The organism is Halopolyspora algeriensis (assembly GCF_003337235.1).
Lineage (GTDB): Bacteria > Actinomycetota > Actinomycetes > Mycobacteriales > Pseudonocardiaceae > Haloactinomyces > Haloactinomyces algeriensis.
The window spans coordinates 13,818-34,667 of the sequence record NZ_QPJC01000020.1; the positions used below are offsets into that span (position 1 = coordinate 13,818).

Here is a 20,850-nt window from a genome sequence, read left to right on the forward strand (position 1 = left end):
GCGGATCGGTTTTGTTGAATACTCACCGTGTTCAGTCGAATTCCTGCTGAATACAGCTGTGTGCGGTGGATACCCCAGAAGCTTCATTGTGTGAGCATGTTGGATAATGTTGTTTTGCCTGGGTACGGTTTCCGTGTTGCCTCGAGAACCGAGGCCCGCACGCGCGAGGCGTACCCACCGCCGAGTTACCAGGCGGCTACCGCCGCCCTGTGAGATGTACGAGAGGACGTGATCGTGCACACCACCACGGTTGCGGACCAGCCGAAGGGGAAGGGCTTTTTCGGCCATCCTCCGGGGTTGTCCACGCTGTTTTTCACCGAGATGTGGGAGCGCTTCTCCTACTACGGGATGCGCGCCATTCTGGCGCTGTACCTCTATACCGTGGTCACCGAGGGTGGCCTCGGGATGGACGAGCCCACGGCGGTATCGCTGGTGCTGGCCTACGGTGCTTCGGTGTACCTCACCGGTGTCGCCGGCGGGTGGCTGGCCGACCGAGTGTTCGGTGCGCAACGCGCCATCTTCTACGGCGGTGTGCTCATCATGCTCGGGCACATCTGCATGGCGCTGCCCGGTGGTTACTCCTCGTTGGCCGCGGGGCTGGGCCTGATCGTGCTCGGTTCCGGCCTGCTCAAGCCCAACGTCTCCAATGTCGTCGGCGGCCTCTACAGCAAGGACGACTACCGTCGAGACGCGGGTTTCTCGATCTTCTACACGGGCATCAACATCGGTGCCTTCATCGGAATGCTCATCACGGCCGCTCTTGCCGACAGGATCGGCTTCCACTGGGGCTTCGGCGCGGCGGCCGTCGGCATGGCTCTCGGTCTCATCCAGTACGTCCTGGGTAATGCCCGGCTGGGCAACGCGGGCAAGCAGCCGGTCAATCCGTTGCCGGAGGACCAGAAGAGCACGGTGCTCGTCCGGGCCGCGGCCATCGCGGTGGCTCTGGTGGTCGTGCTCGTCGGGGCGACTTTCCTGTGGGGCGTCGAGGGACTGATCAACACGATCACCGGGATCTCGATCGCTCTGCCGGCTCTGTACTTCACGGTGATGTTCCGCAGCAGGCAGATCACCAAGATGGAACGGGATCGGCTGACCGCCTACATCCCGCTGTTTTTGGCCACGGCCCTGTTCTTCTTGCTCTTCGAGCAACAAGCCGCGACATTGGTGGTGGTCACCGACTTCCAGACGGATACCACCCTGTTCGGTTACGACTTCCCGGTCGGGTGGTTCCAGTCGATCAATCCGCTGGCCATCATCATCCTGGCGCCACTGTTCGCGCTGCTGTGGGTCAAGTGGGGTGACCGTCAGCCCAGCACCCCGATGAAGTTCGTCGGCGGCCTGACCTTCGTCGCTCTCGGCTTCCTGTGGGTGATTTTCTCCGGACTGTTCCGCAACGGCGAGGGCCTGATGAACCCGCTGATGATCGCCTTCGTCTTCGTGCTGTTCACCATCGGCGAGCTGATGCTGTCCCCGGTCGGACTGTCGGTGACCACCAAGCTCGCCCCGCAGGCGTTCTCGTCGCAGACGATGGGGCTGTACTTCCTCGCGCCCGCGCTGGGGCAAGGTGTGGCTTCCCAGATCGCCCAGCTGTACTCGGAGGAGAACCAGAATCTGTACTTCGGCGGTGTCGGGCTGGTGACGCTCGCGCTGGCGGGGGTGCTGGCGCTGGGTACGCCCTGGATCAAGCGGTACATGCACGGCGTCAACTGACATCGTGTCGGACAGCCGCCGAGTCCCCGCCGCACCGACAGGGCGAAGCGGGGACTCGGCGGCTGTGTGCGTTGCCGCGCCGGATCGGCGCCTGTCCGAGCGATGAGGGAGGCTGGCCGGGAGGTCCCCGGGAGATGGCATCCACACGACGAGCGCGAGGAAAGCCTTCTGTAACGTGAGGGAAGAGTTCGGCGAGGAGGTTCGGCGGCGTGCAGAGTCGAGACCGGCAGGGCATGCGCCTGCAACGGGGATTGCGATGAGTGCCACGGAGGATGCGCGTAGTGCTGTCGGTGGCGGTGATCCCGTGCAGCAGGCCCGGCGGCGTCGTACGTTTGCGGTGATCAGTCATCCGGACGCGGGCAAGTCGACGTTGACCGAGGCGCTGGCGCTGCATGCCAGGGTGCTGTCGGAGGCTGGTGCGGTGCACGGTAAGGCCGGTCGGCGCGGTGTGGTGTCGGACTGGTTGGCCATGGAGCGTGCCCGGGGGATTTCGATCACCTCGGCGGCGTTGCAGTTCGGCTATGACGACTGCGTGATCAACCTGTTGGACACGCCGGGGCACGCGGATTTTTCCGAGGACACCTATCGGGTGTTGTCGGCGGTGGATTCGGCGGTGATGCTGCTGGATGCGGCCAAGGGGCTGGAGCCGCAGACGTTGAAGCTGTTCGACGTGTGCCGCCACCGGGGCATCCCGGTGATCACGTTCATCAACAAGTGGGATCGTCCGGGGCGTGCGGCCCTGGAGTTGTGCGATGAGCTCTCCGAGCGCATCGGGTTGTCTCCGATGCCGTTGACCTGGCCGGTGGGCGAGGCGGGGCATTTCCGCGGGGTGCTGGATCGCGAGGCCGGCGGGTTCGTCGGCTACGAGCGCCAGGCCGGCGGGGCCCAGCTGGCGGCCCAGCAGCGGTTGAGCGCCGAGCAGGCCGCGGCCGAGATCGGCGCGGAGTGGCAGCAGGCGGTTGAGGAGTCCGAGTTGCTCTCGGCCGACGGTGCCGATCTGGACATCGCCGCGTTCAACGAGGCCAGTGCCACGCCGGTGTTGTTCGGGTCGGCGGTGCGCAATTTCGGGGTCGGACAGTTGCTCGATGTGCTGGTGCGGTTGGCGCCGCAGCCGGGCCCGCGTGCCGATGTGCGGGGCAAGTCTCGTCCGTTGGAGGCGCCGTTTTCGGCGTTCGTGTTCAAGGTGCAGACCGGGATGGATCCGGCCCATCGGGACCGGGTGGCCTTCGCGCGGGTGTGTTCGGGCGAGTTCGAACGCGGCATGGTCGTCACGCATGCCGCCACGGGCAGGCCCTTTGCCACCAAGTACGCCCAGCAGGTCTTCGGTCGGCAGCGCGACACCGTCGAGACGGCCTATCCCGGTGACGTGGTCGGCCTGGTCAACGCCTCCGCCCTCGGGGTCGGCGACACCCTGTATGCCGGCAAGCCCGCGGTGGAGTTTCCCGGCATGCCCAGTTTCGCCCCGGAGCACTTCGCGGTGGCCCGCACCAGTGATCCGGGGCGTGCCAAGCAGTTCCGGCGCGGTATCGAGCAGCTGTCCCAGGAAGGGGTGGTGCAGGTGCTGCATTCGCAGACCCGGGGGGAGGGTGCGCCGGTGCTGGCCGCGGTGGGTCCGATGCAGTTCGACGTGGCCACCCATCGCATGGAGTCCGAGTTCCGCGCTCCCATCGAGCTCGAACGACTGCCCTACCGGGTGGTGCGCCTGGTGGGCGATGAAAGCCAGCGCCCGAGGCTGCAGACCCGCACCAGCGAGGTGTTCGACCGGCCCGACGGTTCGGCGCTGGCCGCGTTCACCGACGACATCGCCCTACGATCGCTGATCCGGCTGCATCCCGAACTGGACCTGCGCCACGTCGTCGCCGACGCGGAGTAAGTGGCCGTGCGGACCGGCTTGTGCAGAAGCCCTGACCGGCGCTGCGTTCACGGCCGCCGGCGGGCGGAAACCGGTACGGTGAGCCGCTCGGCGATGTCGGCGACAGTGGTTTTGGCGGTGCGGCCTGCGCCGATGAGGGTGGCAGAGGCGGGGCCGGTCCAGTCGCCGTAGCCCAGCAGGTACAGGCGGGGTTCCTGAATCGAGCGGGTTCCGTCGGTGGGAATGATGCCGCCGTGGCGGCGCAGCGCCAGCGGACGCAGATGCCGCAGCGACGGCCGGAATCCGGTGCACCAGATGATCGCATCGGCGATCCGTTCGCTGCCGTCGGTCCAGGCGACACCGCCGGCGGTGAGCCGAGTGAACATCGGCTCGGCGTGCAGCACGCCACGATCGCGGGCCTCGAGCACGCCGGGCACCATCACGATGTCGCCGAGCGCGGCCACTCCACCGGTGTCTTCGGTACCGAGTCGCCGGGCCGCTTCTCGCCGGGTGGCAACGTCGAACAGCACACGACCGTCGACGCCTTCGGGCATGAAGCGCGGCCGACGCGAGGTCACCCAGGTCGTCTCGGCCACGGTGGAGACCTCGGCGAGGATCTGTGCGGCCGAGTTGCCGCCGCCGACCACGATCACCCGCTGACCGCGGAAGTCGTCGGGACGCCGGTAGGAGACGGTGTGCAACTGGTGACCGGTGAATTTCTCCTGTCCCGGGTAGGAGGGGACGTAGGGCGATTGCCACGTGCCGGTGGCGCTGATGACCGCCCTGGCGTGCCACGTGCCGTGGTCGGTGTGCGCCGCGAGATCGTTCTCGCCCCGGTGCACCCCGTGCACGCGCACGGGCCGGTGGACCGGCAGGTCGTAGCGCTGCTCGTAGCGGGCCAGGTAGTCGACGACGTGGCCGGCCGTCGGGAACTCCTCGCCGGGTTGGCGCGGCATCGGCCATCCGGGCAGCGGGCTGTGCTCGGCCGGGGAGAACAGCCGCAGCGAGTCCCATCCGTGCTGCCAGGCCCCGCCCGGTTCGGGAGCGGCGTCGAGGACGGCGAAGTCCAGACCCGCTCGCCGGAGGAAGTATCCGGCGGCAAGCCCGGCCTGGCCGCCGCCGATCACCACCACATCGCAGACCTCGGCCACGGTTTTTCCTCTCTCGGTGCGCACGTCATCGCAGCGCCGGACGGCAGTGCCGCGTGTGCGCGGCGGCAGCGGTGATCGGCGGTTGTGTCTCGGCTGCTCTCGCCGCGCTGTGATCCGGGAATCAGCTCGGCTGTCCGACGAGCTCGGCGAGCAGGTCGCGCACGCGGCGGTCGATCTCGTCGCGGATCGGGCGGATCTGCTCGGCGGGTTTGCCCGCCGGGTCGTCGAGGTCCCAATCGAGGTAGCGCTTGCCGGGAGACACCGGGCAGGCGTCGCCGCAGCCCATGGTGATGACCACGTCGGAGGCCTCCACGGCGCCGGTGGTCAGCTTCGTGGGGAACTGCTGGGAGACGTCGATGCCGAGTTCGCTCATGACCTCGACGACGGCGGGGTTGACCTCACTGGCGGGGGTGGAGCCGGCTGAGCGCACGGCCACGGCCCCTGGGGCGTGGTGGGCCAGCAGGGCGGCGGCCATCTGCGAGCGTCCGGCGTTGTGCACGCACACGAACAACACTTCCGGAGTGGAAGACACGGAGTGCTCTCCTCGGGGGCGGGATCGGGAATTACTGCCGCCGGGATGCGTCGGCGGAGACGGGCGCGGTGGTCGAGTCGCTGGAAAACCAGCGGCGGGCGGCCAGGGAGACGTAGACCAGCCCGACCAGCACGGGCACCTCGATGAGTGGGCCGACCACCCCGGCCAGGGCCTGGCCGCTGGTGACACCGAAGGTGGCGATCGCCACGGCGATGGCCAGTTCGAAGTTGTTGCCCGCGGCGGTGAACGCCAGGGTCGTCGACCGTTCATACGACAGACGCAGGCCCTTGCCGAGGGCGAAGGTGCCCGCCCACATGATCACGAAGTAGATCAGCAGCGGCAGGGCGATGCGGGCCACGTCCAGGGGCCGGCTGGTGATCGCCTCACCTTGCAGGGCGAACAGCACGATGATGGTGAACAGCAGCCCGTACGGGGCGATCGGGCCGATGGTGGACAAAAACGTCGATTCGTACCACTGGCGGCCCTGGGCGCGTTCGCCGAAGCGGCGGGAGAGGTAGCCGGCCACCAGGGGGATGCCGAGGAAGATCAGCACCGATCGAGCGATCTGCCAGGCCGATACATCGAGGCCGACCTGGGACAAACCGAGCCAGCCCGGCAGCACCGACAGGTAGAACCAGCCCAGCCCGGCGAACGCCAACACCTGAAACACCGAGTTCAGCGCCACGAGCACGGCGGCGGCCTCGCGGTCGCCGCAGGCCAGATCGTTCCAGATGATGACCATGGCGATGCAGCGGGCCAGTCCGACGATGATCAGACCGGTGCGATATTCCGGCAGATCCGGCAGGAAAGTCCAGGCCAGCACGAACATCACCGCTGGACCGACCAGCCAGTTGATCACCAGCGAGGAGATCAGCAGGCGCTTGTCGGCGGTGACGGACTCCAGCCGGTCGTAGCGGACCTTGGCCAGCACCGGATACATCATCACCAGCAGCCCGATGAAGATCGGCAGTGACACCCCGGAGACCACGTGCAGCGAGTTCAGCACCGTGTTCAGTCCCGGCACGAATCGGCCGGCCAGCAGCCCGATCACCATGGCCGTACCGATCCACACCGGCAAAAACCGGTCCAGCAGCGACAACCGCTGCACCACCGTGCTCGCCGGTGGCTGCTCCGCCGTTTCGGTCACGCTCCACCTCTCGTTCGTGCTTCGACCCGAGTGCTGTCGAAGTGATCGTCGAAGACTTCCGCGTTGCTCGCCGCCCCTCGGGAGCGCGGAAGTTCGGGGCAATGAGCCCGTTGTTGTCCACGGCACCGGGCCGCGGACCCGTGCCGGTGGTCAACCTCGCGTGGCTGCTGCCGGAGCCGGCCCCAGTACGGAGGAAAGCTGCTGCAGCGCCTCGGGCAGCACCCAGTAGTAGACCCAGGTGGCACGCCGTTCACTGGCGATCAGTCCCGCCTCGCGCAGCACTTTGAGGTGGTGCGAGATCGTCGGCCCCGACAGGTCGAAGGCTCCGGTGAGGTCACACACGCACGCTTCCCCGCCGGCATGGGCGGCGATCAGGCTCAACAGCCGCAGGCGCACCGGATCCCCCAGCGCCTTGAACATCGTGGCCAACTGGCCGGCCTGTTCGCCCGACAGCGGTTCACCGGTCACCGGCGAGCAGCACCACCGCCCGGAGTCCTGCCCGGTTTGGTTCGACATAGTTCAAATTTGACATATATCGATTCCCGGGCGCAATCGGCCTGCGCTTCGCGGGGTCGGTCGAGGCGGAGCTCACTGCACGGGCAGAAGACGTTTTCCCACATCGAGTGGTGGTGGCACGGCGGCTACGCGCGGATGATGACCACCGAGCACTGTGAACGGCGAGCGCACCGGCGGCTCACGGAACCGCACCAGCGCCGGAAGAAGCCACGGCCTCGGTGGCTGCCGAGCACGAGAAGGTCCGCGTTCCTGGCCGCGCGAAGCAGTGCGGGCACGCTGGAACTGTGCACGACGTCCTGGTGGACCACCGGCTTCCCGTCGAGCCGGCCGACGGTTGCCTCGACCGTGTCGGCCAGGATCTTCCGTGCCGGGCCCTCGAAATCCTCCGGTACCAGAATCCCGCCTTCCCAGCGGGAAAAGGCGGGATATTGCCATGCGAGGACGGCTTGTACCACTCCCTCGGTGAGCTCGGCATGCTGCACAGCCCAGTGGAATGCGGCCTGGGAAGAAGGCGATCCGTCGACGCCGACCACGATCCTGTACTCGCTGCCACTGTCCATGGCGGGCCCTTCGGTGGTGAGAGCAAGGCGCTTGGCCGCGGACATGCCCGGGGAGTCCGTGTGCATGAGGTCCTGGATCCGAAAGTTTCGATGTGGGCGCTGCGGTGTTGGTTCGGCCGACACTCGTTTCTTCGTGATGTGGTTTCTTCGTGATGTGGATCACAACATACGGTATGTAGATTTACCCGATCATTCGCGGGATTGTCCACCCTTCGTTTCTCGTCGCGCTCCGGTGGAGGGTGGTCGATTTCGGGCGTCTCTCGACTGATGTCCCCGTCGAGGGCGGTGGCGAGCGCTTTCCTCCTCAAGGGGTGGCAGGGGAGCGCCGCCGGAGTTGCTCGACTTCCGCGGCGGTGTCGACACGAGTGCTTGCGCGGTTCGTAGTGTACGACATACTGTATGCAAAAGCTTCCGGCTGCATGCGGGCATCGATCAAGTGCGCAGCCGGCCACCGCCGAACGAGCGGCCGTACGGAAACTTCCCGTCCTGTGCCCTCTACCCACCGACCCGGCCGGCCGCTCAGGTCGGTCATCGCCCCTCGAGGAGGTGGATTCGTGAGCTACTCCGGCGACCTTGCCCGCGTGATCCGCACGGTGGTCGAACCCGCCGCGCGGCACGTGGACGATCACGCGACATTTCCCAGGACCGCGATCACCGCACTGGGGCGGGCCGGCATTCTCGGCCTGACCGTCCCGACGCGTCACGGCGGTGGTGGCAAGGGACTGGCCGAGGCCGTGCACGTGGTCGAACAGGTGGGACGCGCCTGTGGCTCCACGGCTGCGGTGCTGCAGGCCCACTTCGCCGCGACCGCGGTGTTGACCGAGTACGGCCCTCCTGCCGTGCTCGCCGACATCGCCGCGGGGCGGCACCTGGCGACACTGGCACTGTCGGAACTCGGCGACGGGCCCCCGCTCGCACCCGGCAGGCCACCCTCGGTACACGGAGGAGTGGTAGACCTGCACGCACGCAAGAGCTGGGTGACCGCCGCCGGTGAGGCGGACAGCTACGTCTGGTCCAGCGGTGCCCGCGGTACGCGTGACTCCTCGACCCTGTGGATGGTGCCTGCCGAAGCACCGGGGCTGTGCGTGCCGACCCATCGGGAGGGGGTCGGTCTCCGGGGCAGCGGGGCGGCGATGGTGACCGCCGATCCGGCGCAGGTGCCCTCGTCGGCTGTGCTGGGCGGTGACGGGGACGGTACGGACATCGTGCACGCCACCGCGTTGCCGTGGTTCCTGGCGTTGAACGCGGCCATGGCTCTGGGGTCGATGGAGGCGGTGATCCAGCGATCGGTGGAGTGCGTGACGGGGCCGCAGCCGTCCTGGGCCCGCGGGCAGGCGCCCCCTGCCCACCAGCCGGAGGTGCGTTCCGACCTGGCTCGGATGAAGGCCAGGGCACGGGTGGTGCGAGTGGCGCTCGGCGATGCCGTGCAGGCCGCGATCTGGCGGGACGAGGACTTCCGGATGCGCCTGCTGGAGACGATGCCCATCGCGGCCGATGCCGCGGTGCAGGTTGCCGAGCTGGGCATGAAAGTGTGTGGCCAGTCCGCCTTCCGCAAGGACATCGGTATCGAACGGCACTTCCGGGATGCCCATACCGCCGGCTACGGCCATCTCACCACGGATGCGGTGCTGGATCTGCTCGGCCGTGCCGTGTGCGGGGTCGCAGGCCCGGAGGCCGTTTCGGAGACCGGTTGACGGTCCGCACCTGCCGACTCGATTGATGATGTGCCCGTGCCCGCCCGGGCCGACCTCCCCCGGGCGGGCACGCCCACCTTCCGTGGCTCGGTCGGTGCGACGTGGTGGGCACGGGCAAGGGGGCTCGCTCTCGACTTCCGCGCACTGTCGGAGATCCCGGCTACGATCACGGTTATGGAGCGAGTCGACTACAGGGACACCTTCATCGCCGTCGCCGAGGACAGCCCGGCGGAGACGGGGACGGTACCTCCGAGCAGATCGGAGAACCCGTCGATCGCCGCGCGCACCTATCGGCTGATCGCGGAGCACCCCTACGGGTTCACGTCCGGCGATGTCCTGTTCACCGTCTTCGCCGACCGCCAGGGGATTCCCGAGACGGGGCGGGAGACGGCCCGTGCCGAGTTCCACTCCCGGAGCCGGGCTTGCCTGCGCTCGTCCGACCTGGGGAAGCGCTACGGCTGGGGCATTCACGCCGACTCACACGGCTGTCTGGCCCTGTACGGTGTCGAAACTCCGCAATACGCCGAGTTCGTCTCCGGCAGGCGGCGCAGCGAGTCGGGAGCACCGATCACGGTGACCAGGGCCATGCGCAGTTCGCGCAGTCGCTCTTGAGCGCGACATCCGGGGCTGCTTTCTGTTTCCGCCGGGCAACAAGCGGGTGCAGGTGTTGTGCCGTCACCACCGGCATCGCGCGTTCAGGTGAGCGCCGTCAGGAAACCGGCGCCGAGCAGGCCGCTGACGGCGACGGCTCCGGCCATCGCCCAGGCGACCCGCCAGGACAGTGCCCGGCCGAGCATCACCACCGAGGCCGCGCTCACGGCAGGCAGCGTGATCAGCAACGCTCCGATCGTGCCCGCGCCCGCACCGACGGTGACGAGGCCGAGCAGGATCGGGATCTCACCGGCCGTCGGGATGACGACCAGGGTTCCGGCGACGGCGGCGATCACCACGATCAGCGGCCCCCAGCCCAGCGCGCCCTGGTCCAGTGGGAAGAGCCATCCGCGCAGTGCGCCCAGGACGAACACGACGGCGAAGTACTCGGGGACGAGCAGCAGCGACAGCGTGGCCAGTCGGGTCAGGAAGCCCCGGGCCACCTCTTTCGGTGTGCCCGGTCCGGGCGTGGGCCCGGGCGGTGGGGCGGAGACGGCCTCGCTGTGTCCGGTTGCCGGGGCGAACAGCCGGGCCACCAGCGCGCTGAACCAGAAGACGAGCACCATTCCGACTACCAGGCGGGTTGCGAACCACTGCCAGGGCGCGATCAGGAGCAGGAAGGCCAGCACGGCCGGGTTGAGGGTGGGATTGCCGACCCAGTAGGCCAGCAGTGCCGAGCGCTGCACACCCTGCCGCCGCAGGGTCGCCACGAGCGGGGCGGTGCAGCAGGTGCACATCATGCTCGGCAGCGACAGTACTCCTCCCGTCAGCGAGCCGGCGAGCCTCGACCGGTTGCCGAACAGGACCGGCAGCCGGCGTCGCGCAACCAGGGCGTCCAGCAGCGCGGCGACCACCAGGGCCACTACCAGGGCGGGCCACACCGCCGCCATGTAGGTGACGGTGAAATCCCATCCGGCGCGCCAACTCGGTGCGGATCCCGCGGCTCCCGCCGAGTCGAGCACCGACGTGGAGGCCGGCTGCCGCTGCGCCCACAGATCCCGGATCCGGGTCGCATAGGGCCACCACTTGGCCCAGGTGAGCCCGATGGCGGTGACGACGAGGAAGATCGCCACCCGCACCACTGTGCCGCTGCGTACCTGCACCCGCGACGGTTCGACGGAGGAGTACATAGGTACTGTATACCGTATGTGGTATCCATTCCGCCAGCTGCGGTAGGAACATACCGGGTCCGGCCTGCGGTGCGGCGATGAGCACCCCACCGCAGGCCCGGAAGGAAGTATCCACGCGGTGCCGCAAGGACGCATCCCGAGCGGTGTGTCACGGCACGCCCGAGACCGGTGCCGGATCGGCCGTGGTGCTGCCGAGTTTGTCGATGCGGATGGCCGTGGCCTTGTACTCGGCGGTTCCGGCGACCGGATCGCTGGCCTCGATCGTCAGCGAGTTCGTGTCGACCTCGTCGGGGAAGTGCATCGTCATGAACGCCAGGCCGGCCCGCAGCGTGGGATCGACACGCACCGGCGCGACGACCGATCCCCGCCGCGAACTGACCGTGACCCGCTCGCCGGCCCGCAAGCCCAGGCGTGCGGCGTCCTCCGCGCTCAGGTCGATGCCCTCACCGTCGCGCATCGGGGAGGAGAACCCGCCCGACTGCACTCCCGTGTTGTAGGAGTCGAGCCGCCGCCCCGTGGTCAGCCGCAGCGGGTAGTCCTCGTCGAGCGCGTCCACCGGCAGCCGGTGCTCGACCGCCGCGAAGGGGGCCGGAGCGCCCCTGCTGTCCGGATCGTCGTCCCAGAGCCTGCCGTGCAGATACGGCGGTTCGAGAGTGTCCTCGGAATAGCAGGGCCACTGGATACCGTTCAGCTCCGCCAGTCTCCGGTAACTCATCCCGGCATGGATGGGAGACAGCGAGCGCAACTCGTCCCAGATCCGCTCCGCACCGGGCCGACCCCAGTCGTGGCCGAGCCGCCGTGCGATATCGCCGATGATGTCGATGTCGTTGCGCGCGTTGCCCGGTGGGGCCAGGGCCTGGCGGACCAGCTGGACACGCCGTTCGCTGTTGGTGACCGTGCCGTTGGTCTCACACCACGACGCGCTGGCGGGCAGCACGACATCGGCGAGCGCAGCGGTCTTGGTCAGGAACATGTCCTGCACCACGAGATGGTCCAGCCCGGAGAGCCTGGCCGCGGTGCGTGTGGCGTCGGCTTCCGACTGCACCGGGTTCTCCCCGATGATGTAGGCGTTGGTCATCTCGCCGGAATCCATCGCCTCCAGCATCTGCGTCAGATGCCGTCCGTACCTCGGCTGGATCGGGGTCCCCCACGCGTGGGCGAACTTCTCCCGCACCGCGGGATCGAGGATGTCCTGGAACCCGGGAAGCCGGTTGGGGATGGCTCCCATGTCCCCGCCGCCCTGGACGTTGTTCTGGCCCCGCAACGGGTTGAGCCCCGACCCGTACCGTCCGACATGGCCGGTCAGCAAGGACAGGTTGATCAGTGCCCGGACGTTGTCGGTGGCGTTGTGGTGCTCGGTGATTCCGAGCGTCCAGCACAACTGGGCGCGGTCGGCCTGGGCATAGGCATGGGCGAGCTCACGGATCGCCGAAGCCGGCACGCCGGTTTCGCGCTCGGCCCGCTCGAGCGTCCAGGGCTCGACCGCGGCGGCGAACTCCTCGAAGCCCGTCGTCGCACGCTCGACGAAGGCGGTGTTGTACAGGTTCTGCCGGATGATCTCGCGGGCGACCGCGTTGGCGAGCGGAATGTCGGTACCCACGTTCAGGCTGAGCCAGTTGTCGGCCCACTGTGCCGAGCGGGTCCGCCGCGGGTCCACGACGTAGAGCTTGGCTCCCTTGTGGAGTGCTTTCAGGACATGGTGGAAGAAGATGGGGTGTGTCTCCCGGGCGTTGGATCCCCACAGGATCACCACATCGGTGTCCTCGATCTCCCGGTAGGACGAGGTGCCACCCCCGGCACCGAACACGGCCGCCAGACCGGCGACGCTGGGAGCGTGTCAAGTGCGGTTGCAGGAGTCGACGCTGTTGGTGCCGATCACGGACCGGACGAACTTCTGCCCGATGAAGTTCATCTCGTTGGTCGCGCGGGAACAGGACATCATTCCGAAAGCGTCCGGACCGTGCCTGTCGAGGTTGCGCCGGAAGCCTTCGGCGGCTCGATCCAGGGCGTGCTCCCAGGTGGTTTCCCGGAACTCCCCGTTTTCCCGGACCAGCGGTTCCGTGAGTCGGGTGTAGCGCATTGCTGCCTCCAGCGCAATTGAGCCGATGTCGCCGTTGCGGAAGAGGCGATGACGTTCGGGTTGCAGTCCCGGCGTCAGGCCCCACGCGGACATAATAGTATACAGTATGGAGTTCCTGGTCAAGATCCTCGTACCGTGGTCGGGCTACGGCAGGGTGCGGGGCATCCCGGGACGCCGTAGCGTCCGGGTGAGCACCGCCGAGCACAGTGCCAGGAACCCGGCGGCGGCGAACACGGGCGCACAGCCCCAGGGACCCAGTGCCAGCACCGCCATGCCCACCCCGGCCACGCCGCTGAACGCTTTCGCGCTGTAGATGACGCCGTGAACCTCCGCGCTGCTGTTCTCCCCGAAAAACTCCCGCGCCAGGCTCGCGAACAGCGGATAGAAGGCTCCTCCGCCGAGACCGGCGAGCACCGTTCCCGCCGCCAGTACCCCACCCGTGGCACCCGCCGCGGCCAGCAGCAGACAGAACTGGCCCGCACCCTGAATGCCGAGGGACCAGGCCAGGACACGGCGGCGGCCGACGCGATCGGACACGCGGATCGCCAGTGCCCGCCCCGCCCCGTTGACGCCGGCGAACGCGGCGGCGAGCACCGCCACGGACCAGGGCCCGTAATCGAGCCGGGTGGTGAAGACCACCAGGAGCACCGCGTTGAACAGGGACACCGAGCCCGCGCAGAACAGGCAGGCATACATCACCGGAAGAGCGGGAGTGCGCAGTGCCTCGGCTGCGGTGTACTGCCGCACCGCCGGAGGATTCCGGAGCCGGCCGGGGTTGAGCCGTCCGCTCGAGGCCCACTGCCGCGGGTCGATGTGGGAGGGCCACCAGTCCCGCGGCGGGTCGGTGAACAGCATCCCGCAGGCGAGCACCACGGCGAACAGCAGCATGCCGAAACCGTCGAATGCCACCGGCACGGTGCCGGCATCCACCCCGACGACGAGGGCTACGATGAAGGGAACCGAGCCGTAGGCGAAGGCACCCGTGACAGCGCTGACCCGGCTCGCCGCCCGCTCCGGATACCACTTGGCCACGGTCGAGGTACAGGTGGCGTAGATCAATCCCGCCCCGGTGCCGCCGAGGACGGAGTACCCGACCAGCATGCCGGGCAGGCTCTGCGCGTGTGCCAGGGTGAGGGGACTGGCCAGGCACAGCAGCGCCCCGAGGATCATCATGGGCCGCGGACCGATGCGATGGCGCTGGCGCAGGTGCGCCACGGGATACCCCGCGCCGGCCTGGAAGATCGTCCACACGGCCAGTGGCCACAGAGAGCTGCCGAGCGGCCATCCCCGGTCGGTGGCCATCGAGGGGAGCGCGGCGCCGTAGGCGTACTGGCCTGTGCCCACCAGCAGCATCGGTGCCCAGCACAGCAGGAGCATCCACGTCCTGGATCTCCCCATGAGCTCTCGCGGCTGTTCTCCGATCCGGTAGCGGCGGCCGTGGTGGTCGCGTATCTGCTGAACGGGGCTGCTCATGATGCACCTCCGGAAATCGGGTCCGGTTGGCGATCGGCTCGCTGGTGTGACAGCGCGGGAACGGTACCGGTGTGGCGTGCATACCGAATTCAGTATGCTGTGTCCTTCGTCACCAGGGAAGCCTTTGTTGCAGCTCAGCGCGGTGACGTTGGCTGTCGCGCCGCAGGTGTGCGTGTAGCCCTGCTCACAGCCGACCTGCTCGGCGCCGGAGTTCTGGATACTGTATGGCGTGTCCGGGGTAAGAAGATCCCGGCACCCGGATCACCGGTGCGACGAGCGCAACGGTGACGAGGCCTCCCCCGAGGCGATCCCTCGGCGGAATGGTGGCCGGCCGGGTGGCCCGGCGACCGAGCGCCACGAACGGCCTCGACACGGGTTGATGACTGGCCCGCCTTTCGAACGGGTAGGCCCCCTTGGCGAGAGAAAGAGGTGAGTACCCATGCGGGGACTGAAGAACATCGTGCGCCACTTCGCGCGGATGCCGCGTGGCTGTGCGGCCGACGGACGCATGCTGGGTCTGGCTCTGTCGACGGCGATCGACTCGAGTCGTGAACTGGACTCGCCGGGCGACCGTGCCGTGGTCGCCCGGGCGAACCCGTCCCAGCGGGAGAAGGAGAAGGGCTCGGCGGGTGCTCGTGGTTGACGCCGAGACCCGGGCCGGTGCTGGAGGAACGGCACAGCGTGCTCGCTCCTCCAGCACCGCATCGGCACTCCGCTGACCCGACGTTTACGGCACCTCGGCCTCGTCGGTGGCGGACACCTCGTTGTCGGCGCGAGCCTGCTGCCGGGACTTGAGCAGGCTCGCCACGGCGGTGATGGTGAGCGTGCCGACGATCACGAGCAGCGAGACGGTGATCGGGATCGTCGGCACCCAGTGCACCCCCTGGTGGTGCAGGGCTTCGAGGATCAGCTTCGCCCCGATGAAGGCCAGGACGATCGCCAGTCCCTTGCTCAGGTAGATCAACCGGTCGAGGAGACCACCGATGAGGAAGAACAGCTGCCGCAACCCCATCAAGGCGAAGGCGTTGGCCGTGAAGACCAGGTAGGGCTCCTTGGTGAGACCGAAGATGGCGGGAATGGAGTCCACCGCGAACAGCAGGTCCGTCGTGCCGATGGCCACCATCACGATCAGCATCGGTGTCACCACCCGTCGCCCGTCGATGCGGGTGGTCATCGCCGCGCCGTGGTAGTCCGGGCTCGTCGGCAGCACACGTCGCACGGTGCGCAGCGCGGCGTTTTCCGAGAATTCCTCCTCCCCTCCGTTGTCCTTGATCAGCTTCCAGGCGGTGTAGAGCAGGAAGGCCCCGAAGATGTAGAAGATCCAGTTGAAGCGTGCCACCATCCCGGCACCGAGGGCGATGAACACGCCCCGCATGATCAGTGCCAGCACGATGCCGATCAGCAGGACCTTCTGCCGGTACTGGCGGGGTACCGAGAATCGGGTCATGATCAGCACGAAGATGAACAGGTTGTCGATGCTCAGGGAGTACTCGGTGATCCAGCCGGCGAAGAACTCGCCGCCGTACCGGCTCCCACCGAGTGTCATGACCCCGATCCCGAACAGCACCGCGAGAGCGACGTAGAAGGAGACCCACGCCGCCGACTCCTTCAGCGACGGATCGCGGGGATTGCGGGAAACGAGCCAGAAATCGAACGCGAGCAGCGCCAGCAAGCCGGCGATCGTCGCGATCCACAGCCAACCGGGTATCGTCATCCGTGTCCTCCCTGCCGTTCGGCGACGCGCTCCCGCAGGGATCGTTCCTTGCCCCGCCGGCTACGGGTCTGCTTACGGTCCCGCTGTTCCTGGATCTGCTCGGCGAGTTGGAGGTAGTGCGCCAGCACATTCCAGGCTCGCGAGTTGTGTTCGTAGACTCGCAGTAACCACCTGGGCATGACCCGCTCGTGCAGCCAGAGGAAGCCGATCGCGAATCCGAGGCTGACCAGTGCCTGGAAGGCGAGGAAAGCCAGCGGATCCTTCGGCATTCCGAGCTGACCGGCCAGAATCGAGTGGGCTCCCAGCTCGTGCACCAGCCGGGCCAGCGGGAACCCGATGAACCAGTACAGCCCGGCGGGAGCGAACACTCCGGGTCGGAACAGGCCGGTCGCCAGCAGCAGGCTGTAGCCGGCACCCAGGATGGCCAGGGGGACGGCCAGGGTCACCGTGGTGATCGCTGCCCAGGACGGTGTCTGGCCACCGAGTACCGCCAGTATTGCTGCGAAGCAGCCGGCGAGAGCCCCGACCAGCGCGCCGGGCAGGGCCAACTCGCCCATACGTTGGGGAAGTGTTGCCTCACGTTGGGGAAGTGCCGTCTCTGTCATGGTCATCAGTCCGGGATGACGCCGTAGGTGAACAGGCTGAAGAAGAGCATGCCCAGGTAGAACGTGGCACCGAAGCCGATGATCAGATTGCTCGCCAGATTCGGCCGGATCGGCTTGGGCAGCATGATGTTGTTCACCAGCAGCAGCACCACGCAGTAGGCGCCCATCGCGAAGGCCGAGAGGAACGCCAGGGTGTCGAGAATGGCGCTGGGTCCGTCCGCTGGTCCGAACAGCAGGACGAGGATCCCGAAGATGATCACACCCCACAGGAACGTCGCGTAGATGTGCGCCATCCGGAACTTGTTGACGCCCTTGATGAAGTTGTAGGCCATGTCGGCCTGACCACGGGAGAACGAATCGTACAGGCCGAGCGTGGCGTTGAGGCCGATCAGGGCGATGAACCCGAGGAAAATCCCGCCCAGCAGGGGGCCTCCCGCGGCGCTGAACGAATCCGCCATCGCGTTCATCGCCGCTTCGCGCTCACCGTTTTCGATCAGGATCCGCACGTTGGGGTTCTGCCGGGCGGCGGACTGTGCCAGCACGGTGAACGTGACCGTGACGAGCATCGTGATACCCCAGAAGAGCAGCAGCGCGTCGAAGGTCACCCAGCGGCGCCAGCCCTTCCACTTGCGCATCTCGTCGGGGTCGTCGGTGTCGAACATGAAGCCGCGTGCGGGCATCGCTTCCTCGTCACCCGCGTGGGCCAGACCACGGAGCTTGGGAATGTGCGCGCCCATCCCGGCGCCCTTCTCGCGCAGGTGCAGCGTGTACCACATCTGCTGCATGCCGGAGGGGCCTGCGAAGGCGATCGAGCCGACGATGATGGGGAACCAGGCCGCGGACGTCGCCGCATCCGGCAGGTAGCCGAATTGGACCATCCCCGTCAGCGTGCTGGTCACGTCGCTGAATTGGCCCACCATCGCGGCGATGATGCTCGACCCGACCACGAGCAACCCGATGAGGAACGACAGCACGCTCTCCAGCAGGTTGTAGATCACTTTGGCCAGCGTGAATATCAGGCCGACGAGCAGCAGCCCGGCTATCGCGGTGACCATCCACGGTATTCCGGTGATCTGTTCGAGCGCTCCGGCTCCGGCCGAGAGGTGTCCGGGCCATATGTAGACGATCAGTGCCGTGCCGAAGAAGAACCACATCAGTGGTTTGGCCACACGGGCCGCACCGGTGAAGATGCTCTCGCCGGTGGCCATCGCATACCGGGCCATCTCCAGCATGACGAACGCCTGCAGCGTGACACCGATGAGGAACAGCCAGCGGATCTCCGGCCCGAAGACGAGGACCAGCCGTGGCCACATGTAGGTCTCGCCCATCCCCACACCGAGGGCGACGAGGAATACGGTCGGTCCGAGAAGGTGGATCGACGGTGGTGACTCGGGCAGCTTGCGGATCGGCATGGGATCCAGCCGACCGGCCGACCACACCCGTTCGTCCTCGGTGCCTTCGGCCGTGGTCAGTTCCGGATCGGGTTCTCTGGCGGCGGGTGGATTATCAGCGTCCACTTCGGATCTCCCTTGAGCCGTGTTCGGACCTGCTGTTGTGCCTCCTGTTGCGCGATACCGCTTGCACGAACCGAGAGCTCCGGTCGGGGGCCCTCGGTGGCGCACGTCGAATCGGCGCCGGCGGCGATGCGAGCGCGTCGATGCTCGTTCTCGGTGAACGGCGCATCAACCGCTGCCCGGGAGGGGCGGACACGAGCACCGTCGTTCGGTACCTGTCGTGCCGCCCCGGCCCGGCTGTCCCGACCGACTGCCTTGCCCGGTGAGCAGACCGGCCCGGTGCGGAGGCCGAGTTCCGGGCAGTCGGCGGGCTTTTTCCACTTCCCGGCGCGCGTCCGGCGCGCGCCGATGACGGCGGTTGGCGGTGCCCGCTCTCCCGAGCCCTTCAGCGGGGGAGCAGTCCCGCCGAGCGGGCCCACTGGTACTTGGCGCCGAGGATGGCGACGGGCTTCTCGGTGGTGTAGGGAAAAGCCACGATCCCGTTCTCGAAGAGGTGGTCGCTGGCCTTTTCGACCTCGGTGTCGCCGGCGAGCGAGGCGACGATGGGCTTGTCGATGCCGGCGGCTCGTGCCTCTTCGGCGGCGCGGACGGTGAGCTCGGCGAAGACCATGGGCGGGGTGACGATGGTGTGCCAGTAGCCCAGGATCACCGCGTGGATGCGGGGATCGTGCAGGGCGAGTTTGATCGTGGATTCATAGGTGCTGGGCGGTTCACCGCCGGTGATGTCGATCGGGTTGCCCGCGGCGCCGAACGGGGGGATGTGCTCGCGGAAGGCCTGGTCGAGATCCGGTGGGATGTGCATGAGGTCGAGGTCGTTGGCCACGCAGGCATCGGACAGCAGCACCCCGGAACCGCCTGCACCGGTGATGATCACGACGTTCTCGCCCTGGGGCGTGGGCAGGGTCGGCAAGCCGCGGGCGTAGTCCAGCATCTCGTTGAGACCCGGTGCCCGCACGACGCCGGACTGGCGCAGGATGTCGTCGTAGACCTTGTCGTTGCCCGCCAGGGCGCCGGTGTGGGAACTGGCGGCGCGGGCGCCCATCTCGGTCCTGCCCGCTTTGAGGACGACGACGGGTTTCTTGCGGGTCATCCTGCGGGCGGTTTCCACGAAGGACCGGCCGTCCTTGAGGTCTTCGAGGTGCATGGCCACACAGTTGGTGTTGTCGTCGTGCTCGAAGAAGGTCAGCAGGTCGTCCTCGTCGACATCGGACTTGTTGCCGAGACCGACGATGGCCGACACGCCCATCTTGGTGGTGCGGCTGTAGCCGAGGATGGCCATGCCGATGCCGCCGCTCTGCGAGGTCAGCGCCACGCCGCCGCGCACGTCGTAGGGAGTGCAGAAGGTGGCGCACAGATCCTTCGGGGTGTAGTAGTAGCCGTAGATGTTCGGCCCGAGCAGCCGGATGTCGTACTGCCCGGCGATGTCGACCACCTGCTGCTGAAGTTCGTCGTTGCCGGTCTCGGCGAAGCCGGAGGGAATGAGCACCGCGGCCGGGATCTCCTTGCGCCCGCATTCCTCCAGCGCGGCGGGGACGAACTTGGCCGGCACCGTGAAGATGGCCACGTCGATGTTGCCGGGCACCTCGGCGATGCTGGAGTAGGCCGTGCGCCCGAGAATCTCGTCGGCCTTCGGATTGATCGGATGGATTTGTCCGGAGTAGCCGCCGTTGATGAGATTCTTCATGACCGAGTTGCCGATCTTGCCCTCTTCGGAGGACGCGCCGATCACCGCGACGCTGTCGGGCTTCATCAACCGGTTCATGGTCCGCAGGATCTCTTCCTGGGAACGCTGCTCCGGCCGGGCGACCTCGCCGGTTTCGACGAGCACGCGCACGTCCGCGGCCGTGGCACCGTCGGCCCCCGCGAAGACCGGGTTGAGATCGAACTCCCGGATCTCGGGGAAGTCGGTGACCAGGTCGGAAAGTCGCCGGACCACGTCGGCCAGCGCGTCGGAGTCGGCGGGTTCGGCGCCGCGGGCGCCGCGCAGCACGTCGGCGGCGGCGATGTCGTCGAGCATCGAACGCGCCTCACCGGCGGCCACGGGGGCGAGCCGGAAGGTGACGTCCTGCAGGACCTCGACGAGGACACCGCCGAGGCCGAAGGCCACCACCTTGCCGAAGGTCGGGTCGGTGGTCGCGCCGATGATCACCTCGTGCCCGCTGGTGACCATCTGCTGCACCTGGACACCGTGGATGGTGGCGCCGGGGTCGTGGGCCCGGGCGTTGGCCAGGATCTTGTCGTAGGCCGAGCGCACCTCCTGGGATCCCTCGACGTCGACGACCACGCAGCCGGCGTCGGTCTTGTGCAGGATCTGCGGGGAGACGATCTTCATCGCGACCGCGGTGCCGATCGACTCGGCGATCTCCACGGCCTCCTCGGCGGTGCCGGCCAACCCCTCACCGGCGATGGGAATGCCGTAGGCGTCACACAGCAACTTCCCCTCGGGAGAGGTCAGCGCCTCGCGCCCCTCGGCCCGTGCCTTGTCGAGGATCTCGCGTACGCTGGTGCTGTCGTAGGCCAT

Annotated in this window: 17 protein-coding genes; 5 read left to right on the top strand and 12 right to left on the bottom strand. The window is 67.7% G+C overall.

All coding sequences use genetic code 11. The annotated features are described in order from the left end of the window. The first annotated feature begins 228 nt into the window (after positions 1-228). Positions 229-1,710: a peptide MFS transporter gene (locus tag DFQ14_RS20525; protein WP_114454978.1), complete on the top strand. Its 1,482-nt coding sequence runs from the start codon at positions 229-231 to the stop codon at positions 1,708-1,710. 256 nt (positions 1,711-1,966) lie between these two features. Then, positions 1,967-3,583 carry a peptide chain release factor 3 gene (locus DFQ14_RS20530; RefSeq protein WP_114454979.1) on the top strand — a complete coding sequence of 539 codons (1,617 nt, stop codon included), beginning with the start codon at positions 1,967-1,969 and terminating at the stop codon, positions 3,581-3,583. A gap of 47 nt (positions 3,584-3,630) precedes the next feature. Here the strand turns inward: DFQ14_RS20530 and DFQ14_RS20535 are convergent, their stop codons facing one another. From DFQ14_RS20535 to DFQ14_RS20555, 5 genes are all read right to left on the bottom strand, one after another. Further along, positions 3,631-4,713 carry an ArsO family NAD(P)H-dependent flavin-containing monooxygenase gene (locus tag DFQ14_RS20535; RefSeq protein ID WP_114454980.1) on the bottom strand — a complete coding sequence of 361 codons (1,083 nt, stop codon included), beginning with the start codon at positions 4,711-4,713 and terminating at the stop codon, positions 3,631-3,633. 121 nt (positions 4,714-4,834) lie between these two features. Next, the gene (locus tag DFQ14_RS20540) at positions 4,835-5,188 is read right to left on the bottom strand and encodes an arsenate reductase/protein-tyrosine-phosphatase family protein (protein ID WP_114455000.1); all 354 of its coding nucleotides are present in this window, start codon (positions 5,186-5,188) and stop codon (positions 4,835-4,837) included. Between the two features lie 88 nt (positions 5,189-5,276). Further along, the gene (gene arsB, locus DFQ14_RS20545) at positions 5,277-6,392 is read right to left on the bottom strand and encodes an ACR3 family arsenite efflux transporter (RefSeq protein ID WP_114454981.1); all 1,116 of its coding nucleotides are present in this window, start codon (positions 6,390-6,392) and stop codon (positions 5,277-5,279) included. A 150-nt stretch (positions 6,393-6,542) separates the two neighbouring features. Continuing rightward, positions 6,543-6,908 (bottom strand): ArsR/SmtB family transcription factor, encoded by a 366-nt coding sequence (locus tag DFQ14_RS20550; RefSeq protein WP_114454982.1) that lies wholly within the window; start codon positions 6,906-6,908, stop codon positions 6,543-6,545. A gap of 125 nt (positions 6,909-7,033) precedes the next feature. Further along, complete coding sequence (locus DFQ14_RS20555; protein WP_246195395.1) at positions 7,034-7,534, bottom strand: universal stress protein; 501 nt, start codon at positions 7,532-7,534, stop codon at positions 7,034-7,036. Between the two features lie 488 nt (positions 7,535-8,022). On the opposite strand from DFQ14_RS20555, the gene DFQ14_RS20560 reads away from it, so the two are divergent. Both DFQ14_RS20560 and DFQ14_RS20565 read left to right on the top strand, forming a co-directional pair. Next, positions 8,023-9,162: an acyl-CoA dehydrogenase family protein gene (locus tag DFQ14_RS20560; RefSeq protein ID WP_158546736.1), complete on the top strand. Its 1,140-nt coding sequence runs from the start codon at positions 8,023-8,025 to the stop codon at positions 9,160-9,162. A 174-nt stretch (positions 9,163-9,336) separates the two neighbouring features. Beyond that, positions 9,337-9,774, top strand: a complete 438-nt coding sequence (locus DFQ14_RS20565) for a DUF6157 family protein (protein WP_114454984.1) — start codon at positions 9,337-9,339, stop codon at positions 9,772-9,774. Between the two features lie 83 nt (positions 9,775-9,857). Here the strand turns inward: DFQ14_RS20565 and DFQ14_RS20570 are convergent, their stop codons facing one another. From DFQ14_RS20570 to DFQ14_RS20580, 3 genes are all read right to left on the bottom strand, one after another. Then, positions 9,858-10,943 carry a permease gene (locus tag DFQ14_RS20570; protein WP_114454985.1) on the bottom strand — a complete coding sequence of 362 codons (1,086 nt, stop codon included), beginning with the start codon at positions 10,941-10,943 and terminating at the stop codon, positions 9,858-9,860. A 148-nt stretch (positions 10,944-11,091) separates the two neighbouring features. Beyond that, positions 11,092-13,023, bottom strand: a complete 1,932-nt coding sequence (locus tag DFQ14_RS20575; RefSeq protein WP_114454986.1) for a molybdopterin oxidoreductase family protein — start codon at positions 13,021-13,023, stop codon at positions 11,092-11,094. A gap of 144 nt (positions 13,024-13,167) precedes the next feature. Next, positions 13,168-14,496 (bottom strand): OFA family MFS transporter, encoded by a 1,329-nt coding sequence (locus DFQ14_RS20580; RefSeq protein WP_114454987.1) that lies wholly within the window; start codon positions 14,494-14,496, stop codon positions 13,168-13,170. 439 nt (positions 14,497-14,935) lie between these two features. Between DFQ14_RS20580 and DFQ14_RS20585 the strand changes: the two genes are divergently transcribed. Beyond that, positions 14,936-15,139 carry a hypothetical protein gene (locus DFQ14_RS20585; protein ID WP_114454988.1) on the top strand — a complete coding sequence of 68 codons (204 nt, stop codon included), beginning with the start codon at positions 14,936-14,938 and terminating at the stop codon, positions 15,137-15,139. Positions 15,140-15,223: 84 nt separating this feature from the next. Here DFQ14_RS20585 and DFQ14_RS20590 read toward each other — a convergent pair whose 3' ends face one another. The 4 genes from DFQ14_RS20590 to DFQ14_RS20605 all read right to left on the bottom strand — a co-directional run bounded on the left by DFQ14_RS20590 (position 15,224) and on the right by DFQ14_RS20605 (position 20,850). Then, positions 15,224-16,210: a TerC family protein gene (locus DFQ14_RS20590; protein ID WP_114454989.1), complete on the bottom strand. Its 987-nt coding sequence runs from the start codon at positions 16,208-16,210 to the stop codon at positions 15,224-15,226. Beyond that, positions 16,207-16,821 carry a hypothetical protein gene (locus tag DFQ14_RS20595; protein ID WP_179951631.1) on the bottom strand — a complete coding sequence of 205 codons (615 nt, stop codon included), beginning with the start codon at positions 16,819-16,821 and terminating at the stop codon, positions 16,207-16,209. The genes DFQ14_RS20590 and DFQ14_RS20595 overlap by 4 nt, the downstream gene beginning before the upstream one ends. Then, positions 16,821-18,227 carry an Nramp family divalent metal transporter gene (locus tag DFQ14_RS20600; protein ID WP_114455002.1) on the bottom strand — a complete coding sequence of 469 codons (1,407 nt, stop codon included), beginning with the start codon at positions 18,225-18,227 and terminating at the stop codon, positions 16,821-16,823. The genes DFQ14_RS20595 and DFQ14_RS20600 overlap by 1 nt, the downstream gene beginning before the upstream one ends. Before the next feature lie 487 nt (positions 18,228-18,714). Next, entirely contained in the window at positions 18,715-20,850 is a 2,136-nt protein-coding gene (locus DFQ14_RS20605) for an acetate--CoA ligase family protein (RefSeq protein ID WP_114454990.1), read from the bottom strand.

What these genes read in the sequence shown, in the direction of transcription:
- DFQ14_RS20570 (WP_114454985.1), bottom strand. Translation starts at nt 10,943, where the DNA reads ATGTACTCCTCCGTCGAACCGTCGCGGGTGCAGGTACGCAGCGGCACA.
- DFQ14_RS20530 (WP_114454979.1), top strand. Translation starts at nt 1,967, where the DNA reads ATGAGTGCCACGGAGGATGCGCGTAGTGCTGTCGGTGGCGGTGATCCC.
- DFQ14_RS20540 (WP_114455000.1), bottom strand. Translation starts at nt 5,188, where the DNA reads ATGGCCGCCGCCCTGCTGGCCCACCACGCCCCAGGGGCCGTGGCCGTG.
- DFQ14_RS20550 (WP_114454982.1), bottom strand. Translation starts at nt 6,908, where the DNA reads ATGTCGAACCAAACCGGGCAGGACTCCGGGCGGTGGTGCTGCTCGCCG.
- DFQ14_RS20590 (WP_114454989.1), bottom strand. Translation starts at nt 16,210, where the DNA reads ATGACGATACCCGGTTGGCTGTGGATCGCGACGATCGCCGGCTTGCTG.
- DFQ14_RS20580 (WP_114454987.1), bottom strand. Translation starts at nt 14,496, where the DNA reads ATGAGCAGCCCCGTTCAGCAGATACGCGACCACCACGGCCGCCGCTAC.
- DFQ14_RS20565 (WP_114454984.1), top strand. Translation starts at nt 9,337, where the DNA reads ATGGAGCGAGTCGACTACAGGGACACCTTCATCGCCGTCGCCGAGGAC.
- DFQ14_RS20600 (WP_114455002.1), bottom strand. Translation starts at nt 18,227, where the DNA reads ATGCCGATCCGCAAGCTGCCCGAGTCACCACCGTCGATCCACCTTCTC.
- DFQ14_RS20605 (WP_114454990.1), bottom strand. Translation starts at nt 20,850, where the DNA reads ATGGCCTACGACAGCACCAGCGTACGCGAGATCCTCGACAAGGCACGG.
- DFQ14_RS20585 (WP_114454988.1), top strand. Translation starts at nt 14,936, where the DNA reads ATGCGGGGACTGAAGAACATCGTGCGCCACTTCGCGCGGATGCCGCGT.
- DFQ14_RS20595 (WP_179951631.1), bottom strand. Translation starts at nt 16,821, where the DNA reads ATGACCATGACAGAGACGGCACTTCCCCAACGTGAGGCAACACTTCCC.
- DFQ14_RS20555 (WP_246195395.1), bottom strand. Translation starts at nt 7,534, where the DNA reads ATGCACACGGACTCCCCGGGCATGTCCGCGGCCAAGCGCCTTGCTCTC.